General features: G+C 44.2%; 18 protein-coding genes. 12 read left to right on the top strand and 6 right to left on the bottom strand.

What is annotated here, in order from left to right:
* Nucleotides 1-120: 120 nt before the first annotated feature.
* The 4 genes from rsmE to ruvX all read left to right on the top strand — a co-directional run bounded on the left by rsmE (nt 121) and on the right by ruvX (nt 3043).
* Complete coding sequence (rsmE, locus tag AACX38_RS18360; protein WP_228863227.1) at nt 121-852, top strand: 16S rRNA (uracil(1498)-N(3))-methyltransferase; 732 nt, start codon at nt 121-123, stop codon at nt 850-852.
* 9 nt (nt 853-861) lie between these two features.
* Nucleotides 862-1821, top strand: coding sequence for a glutathione synthase (gene gshB, locus AACX38_RS18355; RefSeq protein ID WP_228863226.1), 960 nt, complete (start codon nt 862-864; stop codon nt 1819-1821).
* A 239-nt stretch (nt 1822-2060) separates the two neighbouring features.
* Complete coding sequence (locus tag AACX38_RS18350; RefSeq protein WP_228863225.1) at nt 2061-2624, top strand: YqgE/AlgH family protein; 564 nt, start codon at nt 2061-2063, stop codon at nt 2622-2624.
* Nucleotides 2624-3043, top strand: coding sequence for a Holliday junction resolvase RuvX (ruvX, locus tag AACX38_RS18345; RefSeq protein ID WP_228858297.1), 420 nt, complete (start codon nt 2624-2626; stop codon nt 3041-3043). Before AACX38_RS18350 ends, ruvX begins: the two co-directional genes overlap by 1 nt.
* A 94-nt stretch (nt 3044-3137) precedes the next feature.
* On the opposite strand, the gene AACX38_RS18340 is transcribed toward ruvX, so the two are convergent.
* Nucleotides 3138-4154: a type IV pilus twitching motility protein PilT gene (locus AACX38_RS18340; protein ID WP_228863224.1), complete on the bottom strand. Its 1017-nt coding sequence runs from the start codon at nt 4152-4154 to the stop codon at nt 3138-3140.
* 22 nt (nt 4155-4176) lie between these two features.
* Between AACX38_RS18340 and AACX38_RS18335 the strand changes: the two genes are divergently transcribed.
* From AACX38_RS18335 to hemW, 5 genes are read left to right on the top strand one after another with little or no spacing between them, the layout of a single operon-like run.
* Entirely contained in the window at nt 4177-4881 is a 705-nt protein-coding gene (locus tag AACX38_RS18335; RefSeq protein ID WP_228863223.1) for a YggS family pyridoxal phosphate-dependent enzyme, read from the top strand.
* Nucleotides 4882-4926: 45 nt separating this feature from the next.
* Nucleotides 4927-5748 (top strand): pyrroline-5-carboxylate reductase, encoded by an 822-nt coding sequence (gene proC, locus AACX38_RS18330; RefSeq protein ID WP_228863222.1) that lies wholly within the window; start codon nt 4927-4929, stop codon nt 5746-5748.
* Nucleotides 5749-5779: 31 nt separating this feature from the next.
* Complete coding sequence (locus AACX38_RS18325; RefSeq protein WP_099119868.1) at nt 5780-6334, top strand: YggT family protein; 555 nt, start codon at nt 5780-5782, stop codon at nt 6332-6334.
* Between the two features lie 28 nt (nt 6335-6362).
* Nucleotides 6363-6956, top strand: coding sequence for an XTP/dITP diphosphatase (locus tag AACX38_RS18320; RefSeq protein WP_228863221.1), 594 nt, complete (start codon nt 6363-6365; stop codon nt 6954-6956).
* On the top strand, nt 6949-8079 hold the full coding sequence (hemW, locus tag AACX38_RS18315; RefSeq protein WP_228863220.1) for a radical SAM family heme chaperone HemW: 1131 nt from the start codon (nt 6949-6951) through the stop codon (nt 8077-8079). The genes AACX38_RS18320 and hemW overlap by 8 nt, the downstream gene beginning before the upstream one ends.
* A gap of 106 nt (nt 8080-8185) precedes the next feature.
* Here the strand turns inward: hemW and AACX38_RS18310 are convergent, their stop codons facing one another.
* The 5 genes from AACX38_RS18310 to trmB form a co-directional block, all read right to left on the bottom strand.
* Nucleotides 8186-9130 carry a siderophore ABC transporter substrate-binding protein gene (locus AACX38_RS18310; protein ID WP_228863219.1) on the bottom strand — a complete coding sequence of 315 codons (945 nt, stop codon included), beginning with the start codon at nt 9128-9130 and terminating at the stop codon, nt 8186-8188.
* Between the two features lie 122 nt (nt 9131-9252).
* Entirely contained in the window at nt 9253-9975 is a 723-nt protein-coding gene (locus tag AACX38_RS18305; protein WP_099119864.1) for a DUF2884 family protein, read from the bottom strand.
* 79 nt (nt 9976-10054) lie between these two features.
* Nucleotides 10055-10981: a glutaminase B gene (gene glsB / locus AACX38_RS18300; protein WP_099110808.1), complete on the bottom strand. Its 927-nt coding sequence runs from the start codon at nt 10979-10981 to the stop codon at nt 10055-10057.
* A 66-nt stretch (nt 10982-11047) separates the two neighbouring features.
* On the bottom strand, nt 11048-11374 hold the full coding sequence (locus AACX38_RS18295; protein ID WP_099110798.1) for a YggL family protein: 327 nt from the start codon (nt 11372-11374) through the stop codon (nt 11048-11050).
* Nucleotides 11374-12093, bottom strand: a complete 720-nt coding sequence (gene trmB, locus AACX38_RS18290; RefSeq protein ID WP_099119863.1) for a tRNA (guanosine(46)-N7)-methyltransferase TrmB — start codon at nt 12091-12093, stop codon at nt 11374-11376. The genes AACX38_RS18295 and trmB overlap by 1 nt, the downstream gene beginning before the upstream one ends.
* A gap of 259 nt (nt 12094-12352) precedes the next feature.
* On the opposite strand from trmB, the gene mutY reads away from it, so the two are divergent.
* The 3 genes from mutY (at nt 12353) to mltC (ending at nt 14890) form a co-directional block, all read left to right on the top strand.
* Nucleotides 12353-13390 carry an A/G-specific adenine glycosylase gene (gene mutY, locus AACX38_RS18285; RefSeq protein WP_228863260.1) on the top strand — a complete coding sequence of 346 codons (1038 nt, stop codon included), beginning with the start codon at nt 12353-12355 and terminating at the stop codon, nt 13388-13390.
* Nucleotides 13391-13451: 61 nt separating this feature from the next.
* Nucleotides 13452-13724 carry an oxidative damage protection protein gene (locus tag AACX38_RS18280; RefSeq protein ID WP_099119861.1) on the top strand — a complete coding sequence of 91 codons (273 nt, stop codon included), beginning with the start codon at nt 13452-13454 and terminating at the stop codon, nt 13722-13724.
* A gap of 92 nt (nt 13725-13816) precedes the next feature.
* Nucleotides 13817-14890, top strand: coding sequence for a membrane-bound lytic murein transglycosylase MltC (gene mltC, locus AACX38_RS18275; protein ID WP_099120187.1), 1074 nt, complete (start codon nt 13817-13819; stop codon nt 14888-14890).
* Nucleotides 14891-14919 lie beyond the last annotated feature (29 nt).

Below are 14919 nucleotides of genomic sequence, written 5' to 3'. Positions count from 1 at the left end.
TGCGAGCCAGCTCGCAAGGTCTTTTTGCCTGATAGACAACTTGATTAGGCTACCAGCGCTCCTTTATCATGGCAGCATATGCCATACCGGGGTTATCCGGAGAAAAAAGGAAAGAAAAATATGCGAATTCCCCGCATCTATCACCCTGATCCTCTCACTGTAGGAGCTGAAATTAGCCTTAGTGATGATGCCGCCAACCATGTTGGCCGTGTACTTAGAATGAGTAACGGTCAACGGTTGCAGCTCTTTGATGGAAGCAATCAGGTTTTTAATGCAGAAATTACAGAAGCCAGTAAAAAGACGGTCAAAGTATATATCCATACAGGGGAGTTGGCTGATCACGAATCACCATTAGATCTGCATCTGGGTCAGGTTATGTCCCGCGGTGAAAAAATGGAATTCACCATCCAAAAATCGGTGGAGCTGGGTGTTAACACTATCACGCCACTACTTTCTGAACGCTGTGGTGTAAAACTGGATGCGGAAAGGCTGGAAAAAAAACTGCAACAGTGGAAAAAAATAGCAATTTCTGCCTGTGAACAATGCGGACGTAATCAGATCCCTGAGATCCGACCGGTTATGTCACTCGAAGCGTGGTGTGCAGAAACCGATAACAGCCTAAAATTAAATCTGCACCCTCGTGCCAGCCAAAGTATCAATACTCTACCGTTGCCAGTGGAAAAGGTACGCCTACTGATTGGCCCGGAAGGGGGATTATCCGCCGAAGAAATAGAAATGACGGCAAATCACCAGTTTACTGATATCCTGTTAGGTCCTCGTGTCCTGCGGACAGAAACTACGGCACTCACTGCAATTACAGCACTACAAGTTCGTTTTGGTGATCTGGGTTAAGGAGAAAGAATGATCAAGCTCGGTATAGTGATGGATCCAATTTCATCCATCAATATTAAGAAAGACACTAGTTTTGCCATGCTGCTGGAAGCACAGAAACGTGGATGGGAAGTCCATTACATGGAGATGAATGATCTCTATCTGCATCAGGGGGAAGGCCGTGCGCGCACCCGTTTGCTGACTGTGGAAGAAAACCCTCAGCAGTGGTATCAGTTTGGTCATGAACAGGATATTGCCCTTGATACACTGAATGTTATCCTGATGCGCAAAGACCCGCCTTTTGATACTGAGTTCATCTACGCGACTTATATTCTGGAACGGGCTGAAGTTAAAGGAAGCCTGATCGTCAACAAGCCACAAAGCCTGCGTGACTGTAATGAAAAACTGTTTACTGCATGGTTCCCTGAGCTAACGCCGGATACGCTGGTAACACGTAACGCCAGCACACTGCGTGAATTCCATCAAAAACATGGTGATGTTATTTTTAAACCATTAGATGGCATGGGTGGCGCTTCTATTTTCCGTCTGAAACAAGATGACCCTAACGTCGGTGTGATTATTGAAACACTGACAAATCATGGCAGCCACTTCTGTATGGCACAAAACTTCCTGCCAGCTATTAAGGATGGAGATAAGCGAGTTCTGGTTGTGGACGGCGAACCTGTACCTTACTGTCTCGCCCGTATTCCGGCACAAGGTGAGACACGAGGAAACCTCGCAGCAGGCGGACGCGGTGAAGCCCGACCTCTGTCAGAAAGTGACTGGGCAATAGCGCGCGCTGTCGCACCTGTACTGAAAGAAAAAGGATTAATTTTTGTCGGGCTTGATATCATTGGCGATCGTCTGACAGAAATCAACGTTACTAGCCCAACGTGTGCACGTGAAATAGAAGCGGCTTTCCCTGAGGTCTCTGTTACGGGTATGCTGATGAATGCAATTGAAAAACGATTGGGTAAACAAACGGTATAATAGGCTAAACTGGTGCCATTTCCTGGTAGCATTTGCCATTTATTATATAGATATATACCCAATGGATTTCGAGTTGCATCGCGGCGGCAAGGGAGTAAACCCCCAGGAGCATAGATAACTATGTGACTGGGGTGAGCGAACGTAGCCAACAAAGAGGCAGCTTGAAAGACGAAGGGTATAGGCTCGCATACTGTGTGGGCCACCTTATTCATTTATCGTAAAAATCATCATCAAAAAACATGAACTTACAGCACCATTTCCTTATTGCTATGCCTTCGCTCACTGATCCTTATTTCAACCGTTCTGTAGTTTATATCTGCGAACATGATCAAAACGGTGCGATGGGGTTAATTATCAATAAGCCAATAGCTCAGGTTTCTATTCAGGGGATCCTTGAGAAATTAGAAATCTCTGCCGAAGACAGAGACGATAACATCAATCTGAACAGCCCGGTTATGGCGGGTGGACCGTTATCTGAAGAACATGGTTTTATTTTACATACGCCACTGTCCGGATTTAGTTCCAGTATACGAATCTCTGATGAGACGATGGTAACGACCTCCAAAGATATGCTCGAAGCATTAGGCACTCCACGTCAGCCGAAAAATATTTTAATGACACTGGGGTATGCCGGCTGGGAAAAAGGTCAGCTGGAAAAAGAAGTTATGGAAAATAGCTGGCTTACTGTCAATGCTGATCCCTCAATTATTTTCAATACCCCCGTTGCTGATCGCTGGCGTGAAGCTGCATCCTTATTGGGAATTAATATCCACAATCTCGCATTACAAGCAGGACATGCCTGATGAAAAACCGCACAGTGATCGCATTCGATTTCGGTACCCGCAGTATTGGTGCTGCTATAGGACAAGAAATAACCGGCACAGCCAGAGCACTAGATTCTTTCAAGGCCAAAGAGGGTTCTCCTAATTGGGATCTGATTGAGAAGCTCCTCAAAGAATGGCAGCCAGATTTAGTCATTGTTGGTCTGCCACTCAATATGGATGGCACCGAACAGCCAGTCACTGCACAGGCCAAAAAATTTGCTAATCGTATACATGGCCGCTTTGGTGTTCAGGTTGAACTGCACGATGAACGATTAACAACGGTAGAAGCGCGCTCTCATCTATTTGCTCATGGCGGATATCGTGCTCTTGATAAAGGCAAAGTTGATTCCACTTCTGCTGTCGTCATTTTGGAAAGCTGGTTTGAGCAACATTGTTGATAATAAAAAGCTATTTATAATTAATAGATTATTATCGTAAACCAATAATACAGTGAAGTTATAATCATAGGAATTTGTTCCACTATTTTGCCAGCTATTCCGCCAGCAATCCCGATAATCTGCGTTGTTGGCGGCTCTGCTCGTAGGTTTGCATTCCGCAAGCGGCTCCGGTTTGCATTAACGTTGCTATCTGGTGGTTTTTCCCTTCCCTGATCAAATGGCTGACAGCCTGATTGACAACTAAAATTTCATAAATAGCCACTCTCCCTCCATCCTTAGCAGGAAGCAGTTGCTGGGCAATAACTGCTTTTAAACTGCCTGCCAGCTGAGCGCATATCCATCCTTTCTCATCTACGGGAAATACATCCACCAGCCGATCTATGGCCTGAATTGCTCCACGGGTATGTAGTGTTGATAAAACCAAATGACCCGTTTCAGCGGCAGTTAGCGCCAACCGGATCGTTTCTTTATCACGCAACTCACCCAACAGAATGACATCAGGATCCTGTCTTAGTGCCCCTTTCAGCGCAGTCTGATAATCCGGCACATTTTCCCCGATTTGCCTTTGCTGTATCAGACAATTCCTGCTTAGGTGAACAAACTCTATCGGGTCTTCCAGTGTAATGATATGTTTTCTGACATGATTATTAAGAGTGTTAATCATCGCTGATAATGTTGTTGATTTACCGCTTCCGGTTGCACCTGTTACTAATATCAACCCATTTTCTGCCAGTCCCTTTTCCTCCGGTAAAACAAGGCGCTGAATAATATCTGGTGCATATAGCTGTTCCAGAGTCGGGCACTTGTCAGAAATTAACCGTAATACCAATGAAAGGTACTCCTGCTGATAGAATAAATTCCCTCTGAGTCTTCTTTTATTCGACATTTCCACGACAAAATCAACATGCCCTGTGCTCCTCAATTGCCGCTGTTGTTCTTCAGATAATATTCCGTTGCTCCATGTATTAATGAAGTCATTATCAATCTCTGCCAAATGTGTCTGAGGGTATAACACATCGTTGATGCGCAAAATTGGTACTTTCCCGACACAAAGATGCAGATCGGAGGCATTATGCTTTACACTAAGGGCCACTAACTTTTCCATATTCATTTTTTAATCTCCTGAGTTTCTTATGCACAATATCGAACAAAATCTTCACGATGTCAGGAACAACATCGCCCTTGCAGCTCAGAAATGCGGGCGCTCTCCAGAAGAAATTACATTGCTTGCAGTCAGTAAAACCAAACCTGCGGAAGCCATCGCAAAAGCGATAGCCACAGGCCAGAGGGAGTTTGGCGAGAATTACGTTCAGGAAGGGGTTGAAAAAATTCAACTGTTCGCTAACCACAACGATTTGGTGTGGCACTTTATCGGCCCTTTACAGTCTAATAAAAGTCGTTTAGTGGCCGAACACTTCGACTGGTGCCATACTATCGACCGATTAAAAATCGCCCAGCGTTTAAGTGAGCAACGCCCTGAAAGCATGGCTCCGCTCAATATCCTCATTCAGATTAATATCAGTGGGGAAAACAGTAAGTCAGGTATTCTTCTGGAAGAACTTGAGGAACTGGCTGCAACAGTTGATTTACTACCTAATCTGGTATTACGTGGTCTGATGGCCATCCCTGCGCCAGAAGAAGATTATGAACGGCAAACCGCTATTTTTCGTCGGATGGAACAGGCTTTTATTAAATTAAAGGCACAATACCCACGGATAGATACACTTTCTATGGGGATGACTGATGATATGGAAGCCGCTATCGCCAGTGGCTCAACCTTAGTTCGCATAGGAACCGCCATTTTTGGTGCCCGCGAATATGGGTCTACAGCAAGTTAATTAACAGCTCAACATTAACTCATTAATATTCGAGACGATTTCTTCATGGAAAATAGAAAAATCACGTTTATCGGCGCGGGGAATATGGCTCATGCCATCATCGCGGGTCTGATCAACAAAGGCTATCCTGCCAAACAAATCACTGTCTGCTCGCCCAATACCATTCGCCGTGATGTTCTGGCAGAAAAATATGGCATCAACAGCCAGAGTGACAATATTCGCTATGCTCAGGAAGCTGATGTTATTGTTTTGGCTGTTAAGCCCCAAATGATGGAAGAAGTTTGTAGTTCCTTGCGTTCACAAGTCAATTTCGAGCAAAAACTTGTTCTTTCTATTGCCGCCGGTATTCCTCTTTCCCGTTTTTACTCATTTTTGCAGGAAAATCTCAATATTATCCGCATTATGCCAAATACGCCCTCGCTTATCGGGCAAGGGATCAGCGGCATGTTCGCACCTGAACAGGTCAATCAATATGATCGCCAGTTTGCTGAGGTATTAATGAACAGTGTCGGCAAAGTCTGCTGGGTAAACGATGAAAAAGGCATCAATGATATTATTGCCGTTGCCGGGAGTGCTCCGGCTTATTTCTTCCTGTTTATGGAATCGATGCAACAGGAAGCAGAGCGTCTGGGCTTCGACAGCCAAACAGCCAGAGAACTGGTTCTGCAAACGGCTATGGGTTCAGCTAAACTTGCTGAATCACAGGCAGAACTTCCTTTTGCTATCCTGCGCGAACAGGTAACATCTAAAGGTGGTACAACTGCCGAGGCATTACGCGTTTTTTATGAAAACCATCTGCCGGAAGTTGTATCCCAAGCTATGCAGGGAGCAATACGCCGGGCACAGGAAATGGAAAAATTATTTTAAACAACCAATATAATTTGATCAGGGCTGCTACATGCAATTCTTAAACTTTCTCTTTTTTACAGTTCTGGATTTATATACCGCAGTTTTACTGCTTCGAGTCTGGATGCAATGGGTACGTTGTGATTTTTACAATCCGTTCTCACAATTTATCGTTAAAATCACCCAACCCGTGGTACGCCCATTACGTAGGGTTCTTCCCGCTATTGGCCCTATTGATACAGCATCGGTTGTTTTTGCTTACATCCTCGTCATGCTCAAACTGATGCTGCCTTACTGGTTAGCAACAGGACAATTTCTTGTCCAGCTATTCCCTCTTGGAATAATTGAACTGCTGACTGCCGCAGGAAAACTGGTATTCTGGCTTGTGATTGCCCGCGCATTATTGAGCTGGATCAGTCAGGGGCGTAACCCTGTGGATTACGTTCTGCTCCAATTAACAGAACCACTGATGGCTCCTATCCGTCGGATTCTCCCTTCTATGGGAGGATTAGATTTCTCAGCCATGATTGTGATTCTGATCCTGTATGCGCTAAATGCTCTCCGTGCTGATGTTTTAGCGTGGTTAATTCCGAGCTTAATTGGTTAATAAATAATAAGTTAATTGGATAGAAACAATGCAGAAAGTTGTTCTTGCCACAGGAAATGCTGGCAAAGTACGGGAGCTGGCTGGTTTACTGGCTGACTTTGGTTTAGATATCGTCGCTCAGACTGAATTGGGTGTAGATTCCGCAGATGAAACCGGTTTAACCTTTATTGAAAATGCCATCATTAAAGCCCGTCATGCTGCGGCAGTCACCGGTTTACCTGCGATTGCTGACGATTCAGGGCTATCCGTCAATGCTCTCGGTGGTGCCCCCGGTATTTATTCCGCTCGTTATGCGGGAGCCGATGCCTCCGATCAGGAGAATCTGGAAAAACTACTGGAAGCCATGAGCGATGTTCCTGATGACCAACGTCAGGCACAATTCAATTGTGTTCTGGTTTATTTACGCCATGCAGAAGATCCTACCCCTCTGGTCTTCCACGGTCGCTGGTCTGGTTTCATTACCCGTGAACCAGCCGGTAATGGCGGTTTTGGTTATGATCCGGTTTTCTACGCACCGGAATTTGGCTGTACAGCAGCAGAATTAAGCCGTGAACAAAAAAGTGCTATTTCACATCGTGGACAAGCCTTAAAAATGCTGTTGGAAGCCATGCGTAATGCTTAAATTACCACCATTAAGTCTTTATATTCATATTCCATGGTGTGTGCAAAAGTGCCCTTATTGTGATTTCAATTCACATGCATTAAAGGGGGATGTACCACATCAGGAATATGTCGAACATCTGCTGGCAGATTTACGTCATGATTTGCCAATGGTTGAGGGACGGGAAGTCTCCACTATCTTTATCGGTGGAGGTACGCCCAGTTTGCTTAGTGCGGAAGGAATGCAACGGTTGCTTGATGGTGTCAGGGAGCTACTACCCCTCTCTCCGCAGGCAGAAATTACTATGGAAGCAAATCCGGGAACGGTTGAAGCTGACCGTTTCAGTGCTTATCAACAGGCTGGTATTAACCGGATTTCAATCGGTGTACAAAGTTTTGGCTCAGATAAGCTTATCCGCTTAGGGCGCATTCATGGCCCGGAAGAAGCAAAACGAGCTGCGCGGCTGGCGGATAGCCTTGGTCTGCGCAGTTTCAACCTTGATTTGATGCATGGCCTGCCTAACCAGACACTGGATGAAGCGCTGAACGATTTACGTCAGGCTATTGAACTCTCACCACCTCATTTGTCGTGGTATCAGCTGACGATTGAACCCAATACCAGTTTTGGCTCACGCCCGCCAGTCCTGCCAGATGATGATGCGCTATGGGACATTTTCTCTCAAGGGCATAAGTTATTGACAGAAGCTGGCTATCAACAGTACGAAACCTCAGCCTATGCCAAACAGGATTATCAATGTCAGCATAATCTGAACTACTGGCGGTTTGGTGATTATCTGGGAATTGGCTGCGGTGCCCACGGAAAAATATCGTTTGAAGACGGGCGTATTCTGCGCACAGTGAAAACCAAACATCCGCGCGGTTATATGCAAGGGCGTTATTTGGATAAGCAACATCAAGTGGATCACGATGATCGTCCATTTGAATTTTTCATGAACCGTTTTCGTTTGCTGGAAGCAATGCCACGAAAGGATTTCAGTGATTTTACCGGATTACCGGAAAGCACTATTCGGCAACAAATCGACGCGGCGCTGGCAAAAGGTTATATCACTGAAAGTGATACACACTGGCAGATCACGAAACACGGAAAATTATTCCTGAATTCGTTATTAGAAATGTTTTTGTAGAACGTTTTTATGGCACTATTTCTGTAAAAATGACTTCTGCAAAAATAAGGCTGCCCTTGAAACTCAAGGAGCAGCCTTATTTTATGAACACATTTAATCAGTATGATTACAAAGCATCAGCGATTGCATTCACCTGACGCGTCAGGCTCTCTACCCCGCCACCAGACAGATACCATAAATCAGGTTGCAGATAGACTATCTTGCCATTTTTATAAGCGTTGGTTGACTTCACCTGAACGGTTTCAAACTGAGCTTTTGTTAACTCCCCTGCTCCAATCGCTTTACTGCGATCAATAATAAAGATGACATCAGGATTTGCCTGAGCAATCATTTCCGCAGTGACAAGACGACTCTTATCGTTATCTGATTTCGGTGGTAATTCAGCGCGCTGCGCTTTCACCACATTGTAAACAACGGTTTGATTATTCGGGTATAACTCGCCAGCATTATGTAATAAAACCAGCACCTTGTTATTTGAAGATTTTGCTTTTTCCTGCGCAGTCGTTATCGTTTTTTCTAAATCAGCCTGCTGTGCTTTTACTGCATCTTGTTTATCGAACAGTTCACCTAATAGCTTCAGATTATTTTCAACAGATGGCAGGTAGTTTTTATTATCCGTGCTTAAATCCACTGTAGGTGCAATTTGGGATAAACGATCATAAAAATCATCCTGACGCCCGGTGATCACAATTAAATCCGGTTTTATTTCAGCCAGTTTTTCTAAATCCGGAGATTTCATTCCGCCAGCATCATTCATCTTTTCAGATACGTGACTACTCACATATTCAGGCAAACTTTCTTTCGGCAGTGCAATAACACGCTCAGATAGCCCTAATTTGGCCATTGAATCGTAAGTACCGAAGTCAAATAAAACCACTCGCTGAGGATTTTTCTTAACCTTAGTTTCTCCGGAATGATGTTTTACCGTGAGATAATCCCCGGACTGAGTGATGACTGAATTTGGCGTAAATGTTGTAGATTGCTGGCTAAATGCGGAATGACTAGTAACAGAAAATAATGAGGCTAAAATAATCGGCAGGATTTTTTTCATTAGGGCACCTGAAGTAATCATGTGTATAAAAAGTGATTTGCATTCTAGATGCCCAATATAGGATGTCAATCAAATAAGAATCAATTTCATCATGATTCTTATTTGATATGAAATACTGTGATTTAGTTAATGGAATTCAAAAAGCTGGTGCGCAACTGTTCCAGTTTATTGGCTTTATCGCACACTTCTCCTTTAAAGCGTTTTAGCTCTTTTTCCTGCTTTTTCCATTCTGCCTCAAAGCCATTCTGCATACCTCCCAGCCCGCCGAGAAGAGACATTAACATCTGTTTGCCGTCACCATTTTGATTGCTTGTTTTACGGCTCATTTCGTTAATACTGTCCTGCAATATTCCACCCAAACTCTGCTGGATAAGATCCTTTCCTTCCGTTTCTATCTGTTTGATTGCCTTGTAATGGAAAAAAATACCATCAGGACGGGCTTCCAATACTTTATCAATTTGCTTATTCAAACCAGATTCCAGCTGAGTCAAACGAACACGGATATTGCTATCTTTTCCCATCGTTTCAGTGACAACTTTATCCAACGCCTGACGGGCGTCTGTGAGATGGTTTAAAGCCTCTTTTTTCACCCATGGTAAATCCTGCCGGGTAAGTTGCTGAAACTGTTTTGCTTTGCTGCGTTGATCGGCATTCAGCGATAGTGCTTTACCATTACGAAAGACAGAACCATCTGGCATAATTTTCAGGCTCCTGTTTTCACCAATCATCTGAACTGAATCGGCCGTGACAATAATGTCATCTTTGAGTGTCGTCCGGCACTCTGAGCCAGCCTGTGCCTGAACAGCAAATACCAGTGATGCCGCAACCACAATTTTTCGTAACATACCTTCTCCTGTTCTCCTCAGCGTTGCACTCCTCTATCTTCTATTCAGAGCTACTGCAATTAGCTGCTAATGTTTCAAGTTAAAAAATGGAACGTCCGATGCGGGCGGCTAATTTTTCCAATGCTGCACAACCAGCCAGAGAGTTACCCGCACGATCCAGTTCCGGAGACCATACTGTTACAGTAAACTCTCCCGGAACAACACAGACAATCCCCCCGCCAACGCCTGATTTCCCGGGCATTCCAATCCTGAAAGCAAATTCGCCTGAACCATCATACATGCCACAGGTCAACATTAGCGCATTGATCTGGCGGGTTTGTCGGAGACTTAAAATTTGCTGACCGGAATCGATCATCCGTCCCTTATTCGCCAAGTAAATAAAGCATTGAGATAATTCAACACAATTCATTTTCAGAGCACAATACTGGAAATAAGTTTGCAGTACTGTAAGCACATCATTTTCAAAATTACCGAATGACTTCATCAGATAAGCAATGGCCGCATTACGGCTAGAATGTTCCATTTCTGAACGGGCAACAACTTCATCATAACCAATATCTTTTTGCCCTGTGAGACTACGTACAAACTCCAGCATCCTATGCTTAGGCGCACTCAGGCGTGATTGCAACATATCACAGATAACCAATGCTCCGGCATTAATAAAGGGATTACGGGGAATACCTTTTTCCAGTTCCAACTGCACCAATGAGTTAAATGGTTGCCCCGAAGGCTCTGTGCCTACTCGCTGCCAGATATCCTCTTCTTTATAGCGTGTCATTGCCAGTGTCAGGCTCAATACCTTAGAAACAGACTGAATGGAGAAACGTTTTTCCGCATCTCCCGCTTTAAAGACCTGACCATCTACCGTACAGATAGCCATCGCCAGATTATTTATCGGAACTTCCGCCAGAGCAGGAATGTAATCTGCTACTTTTCCTTGGCCAATCAAAGGGCGTACTTCATCTAAGATATCTGCCAATAACGCATTAGAGAACCTTACTTTCACCACTTTTTCTCCAGACAAAAAAGGGCTCTCAATGAGCCCCTACATAATTCTTAATTCAACAGCGAATCAATCCCACCACATATCAAATAATTCAGATGTGGCAACTTCTTCCATACCGCGATCTTTCAGCCATTTATCAATCAGCTGGCGGTGTTCTTCAGTGCATTTACCGATTTTCTGTAAACAGACAAGACCTTCCCACTGCAAATAACCACTGGCATCCAGTGCAAGGCCATTTGGCTCGATTAATTCCTCAATCAGAGCATCAACCGTGCTGTCTACGACTTCGACGGATGTATCAGCCGGAAAGTTCCACTTGACGGAAAAACCTAATTCCTGAAATTCATCAATACGCAATTTTTTACGCAGACGGCGACTACGGTTTTTAGCCATTATTTTACCCTCTCAAACATTAGATCCCATACGCCATGCCCCAAACGATGACCGCGCATCTCAAATTTTGTGACAGGACGTGAATCAGGACGTGGTACGTAATCATTGCTTTCTGAAATGTTGCGATACCCTTCAGCGTCGCTCATCACTTCCAACATATGCTCAGCATATGGCTGCCAGTCGGTTGCCATATGGAATACACCACCGATTTTCAGTTTATTTCTGATCATCTGAGCAAAAGCAGGCTGTACAATCCGACGCTTATTATGCCGCGCTTTATGCCATGGATCAGGGAAGAATAACTGAACCATTTCCAGCCCCTGTTCAGGGATCATATTTTCCAGTACTTCAATCGCATCGTGGCACATCACACGCAGATTGCTGATATTTTCATCTTCAGCGGAAGCCAGACATGCCCCCACTCCCGGAGCATGGACTTCAATTCCGAAAAAATTCTTCTCCGGATTCTGGCTTGCCATCGTGACCAGAGATGCCCCCATGCCAAAACCAATTTCCAGCACAACAGGTGCGTCACGGCCAAACAATTCTGCCATATCTTGCAGTGCAGGCTGATAATCCACACCCATATTTGGCCACACATTATCAAGTGCATGTTGCTGACGAGCCGTTAACCGCCCCTGCCGACGCACAAAACTGCGGACACGGCGCAAAGCCCTGCCATTTTCATCATATTCCGGTGAAATTACGTTATTTATCATGGTACTGTCTATTGATACTTTCTATCAGTTTTAAAGGCTTTTGCTCTGGCTTCCGGGACGTTATGTGCCGCAGGATTGCCTAAAGAGAGCGCAATTATGCAAAGATGGCTGAGTTTATCAAGTTCAGTGCCCATAAGCACAACTTTAATGTTAAATTGTGTGGTGCTTCGAAACAAAGTTCGGGTTTACACTGAGGTTACACTATGTTGCAATCCTGTTCACGAAACGATTATCAGATATAAAGACAATTATTCTAATGATGGAAGCCGAGCAATTTTCACAGGCGGTACTTGAGTGGTATCACCGTTATGGTCGTAAAACCCTGCCGTGGCAGCTGGAAAAAACATCCTATCACGTCTGGCTTTCAGAAGTGATGCTGCAACAGACGCAGGTTGCGACAGTCATACCTTATTTCCAGAAGTTTATTTCACGCTTTCCTGATGTTACCTCACTGGCGGCGGCTCCATTGGATGAAGTTCTTCATCTGTGGACCGGTCTTGGCTATTACGCACGTGCCCGTAATCTACATAAAGCCGCTCAGCAGGTAGTTGAATTACATCGAGGAAAATTCCCAACCACCTTTGATGAAGTAGTTGCATTACCCGGCGTAGGCCGCTCTACCGCAGGCGCTATTCTTTCTCTCTCTCAGGGCAAGCATTTCCCAATCCTTGATGGTAATGTAAAACGCGTTCTGGCCCGCTGCTATGCTATTGATGGCTGGCCGGGTAAAAAAGACGTAGAAAATCGACTATGGGACATCAGTACCCGCGTTACTCCTGCGCTGGGTGTTGAATATTTTAATCAGGCAATGATGGATTTGGGTGCAATGGTATGTACCCGCAGCAAACCAAAATGTGAGATTTGCCCGCTTAATGCAGGCTGTATCGCGTATGCTAATCACAGCTGGGCCAATTATCCGGGTAAAAAACCGAAACAGACCATCCCTGAAAAAACCGCGTATTTTTTATTGATGCAGCATGGTGATACTGTCTGGCTGGAACAACGCCCGCTTTCCGGTATCTGGGGCGGATTATTTGCATTCCCGCAATTTACTGATGAAAACTCACTCAAACAGTGGCTGGAAGATTCAGGGATCTCGCACAGCCAACCTGAGCAACTAAACTCATTTCGCCACACTTTCAGTCATTTCCATCTGGATATCGTACCCATTAAAATCAACATATTATCTTTTGATTCCTGCATGGATGAAAGTAAAGGACTTTGGTATAACTTACACCAGCCAGCAACTATTGGGCTGGCAACTCCCGTTGAGTACCTTTTGCAGCAGTTGGGATAAAATTAACCCATATTTTGTGCGCCATTATTTTTTGCTCCATAACGACATTTGAGGATTTATCATGAGCAGAACTATTTTTTGTACTTTTTTGCAACAAGAAGCCGAAGGCCAGGATTTTCAGTTCTATCCGGGAGAACTGGGTAAGCGTATTTTCAATGAAATCTCTAAAGAAGCCTGGCAGAAATGGATGAGCAAACAGACTATGCTGATCAACGAAAAGAAACTGAATACGATGAATCCGGAAGATCGCAAATTGCTCGAGCAGGAAATGGTGAAATTCTTGTTTGAAGGGAAAGATATTAAAATCGACGGTTACACCCCACCAGAAAAATAACTTTTAATATCTGCTATTTATTGGGTGAATCAGGATATTTAAAAATCACCCAATAAATGGGAATTTATCCTAATATCCAACGGCATCATAAAATGAAAAAACTGCTGGCACTGCTCCTGCTCACCCCACTTCTGATTTCCTGCTCAAGCAAAAAAGATATTGAATACAAAGAAGAATACATAAAAGACACTAACGGATTTGATATCTTAATGGGGCAATTCGCTCATGATATTGAAAATATCTGGGGATTACGTGAAGTTTTAATTGCAGGCCCTAAAGATTACGTAAAATATACAGATAAATATAAAACCCGCAGCCATATTAATTTCGATGCTGGAACCATTACTATTGAAACAATATCGCCCATTGAGCCAAATGAGCATTTACGCAGGGCCATTGTCACCACCTTATTGATGGGGGATGACCCGGGTTCTGTCGACCTTTACTCTGACACGAATGATATTCAAATAAGCAAAGAACCCTTTCTTTACGGACAGGTTCTGGATAATGCCGGCGAACCAATTCGCTGGGAATGGCGCGCAAACCACTTTGCCGATTACTTGCTTCAAAATAAATTACAACGCCGTCAGTCAGGATTGCATGTGATTTGGTCTGTTACGATGCAATTAGTTCCTAATCACTTGGATAAACGTGCTCATAAATATCTGCCTATTGTCCGCAAAGCTGCGATTAAATATGGTATTGATGAATCGCTGATCCTTGCCATTATGCAGACAGAATCTAGTTTTAACCCTTACGCAGTCAGTCGTTCCGATGCTCTGGGACTAATGCAGGTAATGCAACATACTGCGGGACGGGATGTATTCAAGATGCAGGGTAAATCGGGCCAGCCAGACCGTAACTATCTTTTTGACCCTGAAAACAACATAGATGCAGGTACGGCTTATCTGGCGATTTTACAGAACGTTTATTTGGGCGAAATCCAGAACGCAACCTCTCGCCGATATGCTGTTATTACCGCATACAACGGTGGTGCAGGCAGTGTCTTAAGGGTATTTTCCAGCGATAAGAAAAAAGCAGCTCAAATTATCAATACAATGGCACCGGGTGATTTTTATGAAATACTGACTAATAAACACCCATCTGCTGAGTCACGCCGTTATTTGATGAAAGTGAATAACGCGCAAAAAAGCTATCGCCGATAAACCATCGGCACAAATAAGAGGTGGAGAGG

It is taken from the genome of Xenorhabdus sp. PB30.3, from assembly GCF_963895965.1.
Taxonomy (GTDB): domain Bacteria; phylum Pseudomonadota; class Gammaproteobacteria; order Enterobacterales; family Enterobacteriaceae; genus Xenorhabdus; species Xenorhabdus stockiae.
Note: the sequence above shows the minus strand (reverse complement) of the source record. Positions and strands in the feature narration are given on the sequence as shown.

What these genes read in the sequence shown, in the direction of transcription:
- AACX38_RS18280 (WP_099119861.1), top strand. Translation starts at nt 13,452, where the DNA reads ATGAGCAGAACTATTTTTTGTACTTTTTTGCAACAAGAAGCCGAAGGC.
- AACX38_RS18335 (WP_228863223.1), top strand. Translation starts at nt 4,177, where the DNA reads ATGCACAATATCGAACAAAATCTTCACGATGTCAGGAACAACATCGCC.
- ruvX (WP_228858297.1), top strand. Translation starts at nt 2,624, where the DNA reads ATGAAAAACCGCACAGTGATCGCATTCGATTTCGGTACCCGCAGTATT.
- AACX38_RS18295 (WP_099110798.1), bottom strand. Translation starts at nt 11,374, where the DNA reads ATGGCTAAAAACCGTAGTCGCCGTCTGCGTAAAAAATTGCGTATTGAT.
- AACX38_RS18350 (WP_228863225.1), top strand. Translation starts at nt 2,061, where the DNA reads ATGAACTTACAGCACCATTTCCTTATTGCTATGCCTTCGCTCACTGAT.
- mltC (WP_099120187.1), top strand. Translation starts at nt 13,817, where the DNA reads ATGAAAAAACTGCTGGCACTGCTCCTGCTCACCCCACTTCTGATTTCC.
- AACX38_RS18305 (WP_099119864.1), bottom strand. Translation starts at nt 9,975, where the DNA reads ATGTTACGAAAAATTGTGGTTGCGGCATCACTGGTATTTGCTGTTCAG.
- AACX38_RS18325 (WP_099119868.1), top strand. Translation starts at nt 5,780, where the DNA reads ATGCAATTCTTAAACTTTCTCTTTTTTACAGTTCTGGATTTATATACC.
- proC (WP_228863222.1), top strand. Translation starts at nt 4,927, where the DNA reads ATGGAAAATAGAAAAATCACGTTTATCGGCGCGGGGAATATGGCTCAT.
- mutY (WP_228863260.1), top strand. Translation starts at nt 12,353, where the DNA reads ATGGAAGCCGAGCAATTTTCACAGGCGGTACTTGAGTGGTATCACCGT.
- AACX38_RS18340 (WP_228863224.1), bottom strand. Translation starts at nt 4,154, where the DNA reads ATGAATATGGAAAAGTTAGTGGCCCTTAGTGTAAAGCATAATGCCTCC.
- AACX38_RS18320 (WP_228863221.1), top strand. Translation starts at nt 6,363, where the DNA reads ATGCAGAAAGTTGTTCTTGCCACAGGAAATGCTGGCAAAGTACGGGAG.
- trmB (WP_099119863.1), bottom strand. Translation starts at nt 12,093, where the DNA reads ATGATAAATAACGTAATTTCACCGGAATATGATGAAAATGGCAGGGCT.
- hemW (WP_228863220.1), top strand. Translation starts at nt 6,949, where the DNA reads ATGCTTAAATTACCACCATTAAGTCTTTATATTCATATTCCATGGTGT.
- gshB (WP_228863226.1), top strand. Translation starts at nt 862, where the DNA reads ATGATCAAGCTCGGTATAGTGATGGATCCAATTTCATCCATCAATATT.
- rsmE (WP_228863227.1), top strand. Translation starts at nt 121, where the DNA reads ATGCGAATTCCCCGCATCTATCACCCTGATCCTCTCACTGTAGGAGCT.
- AACX38_RS18310 (WP_228863219.1), bottom strand. Translation starts at nt 9,130, where the DNA reads ATGAAAAAAATCCTGCCGATTATTTTAGCCTCATTATTTTCTGTTACT.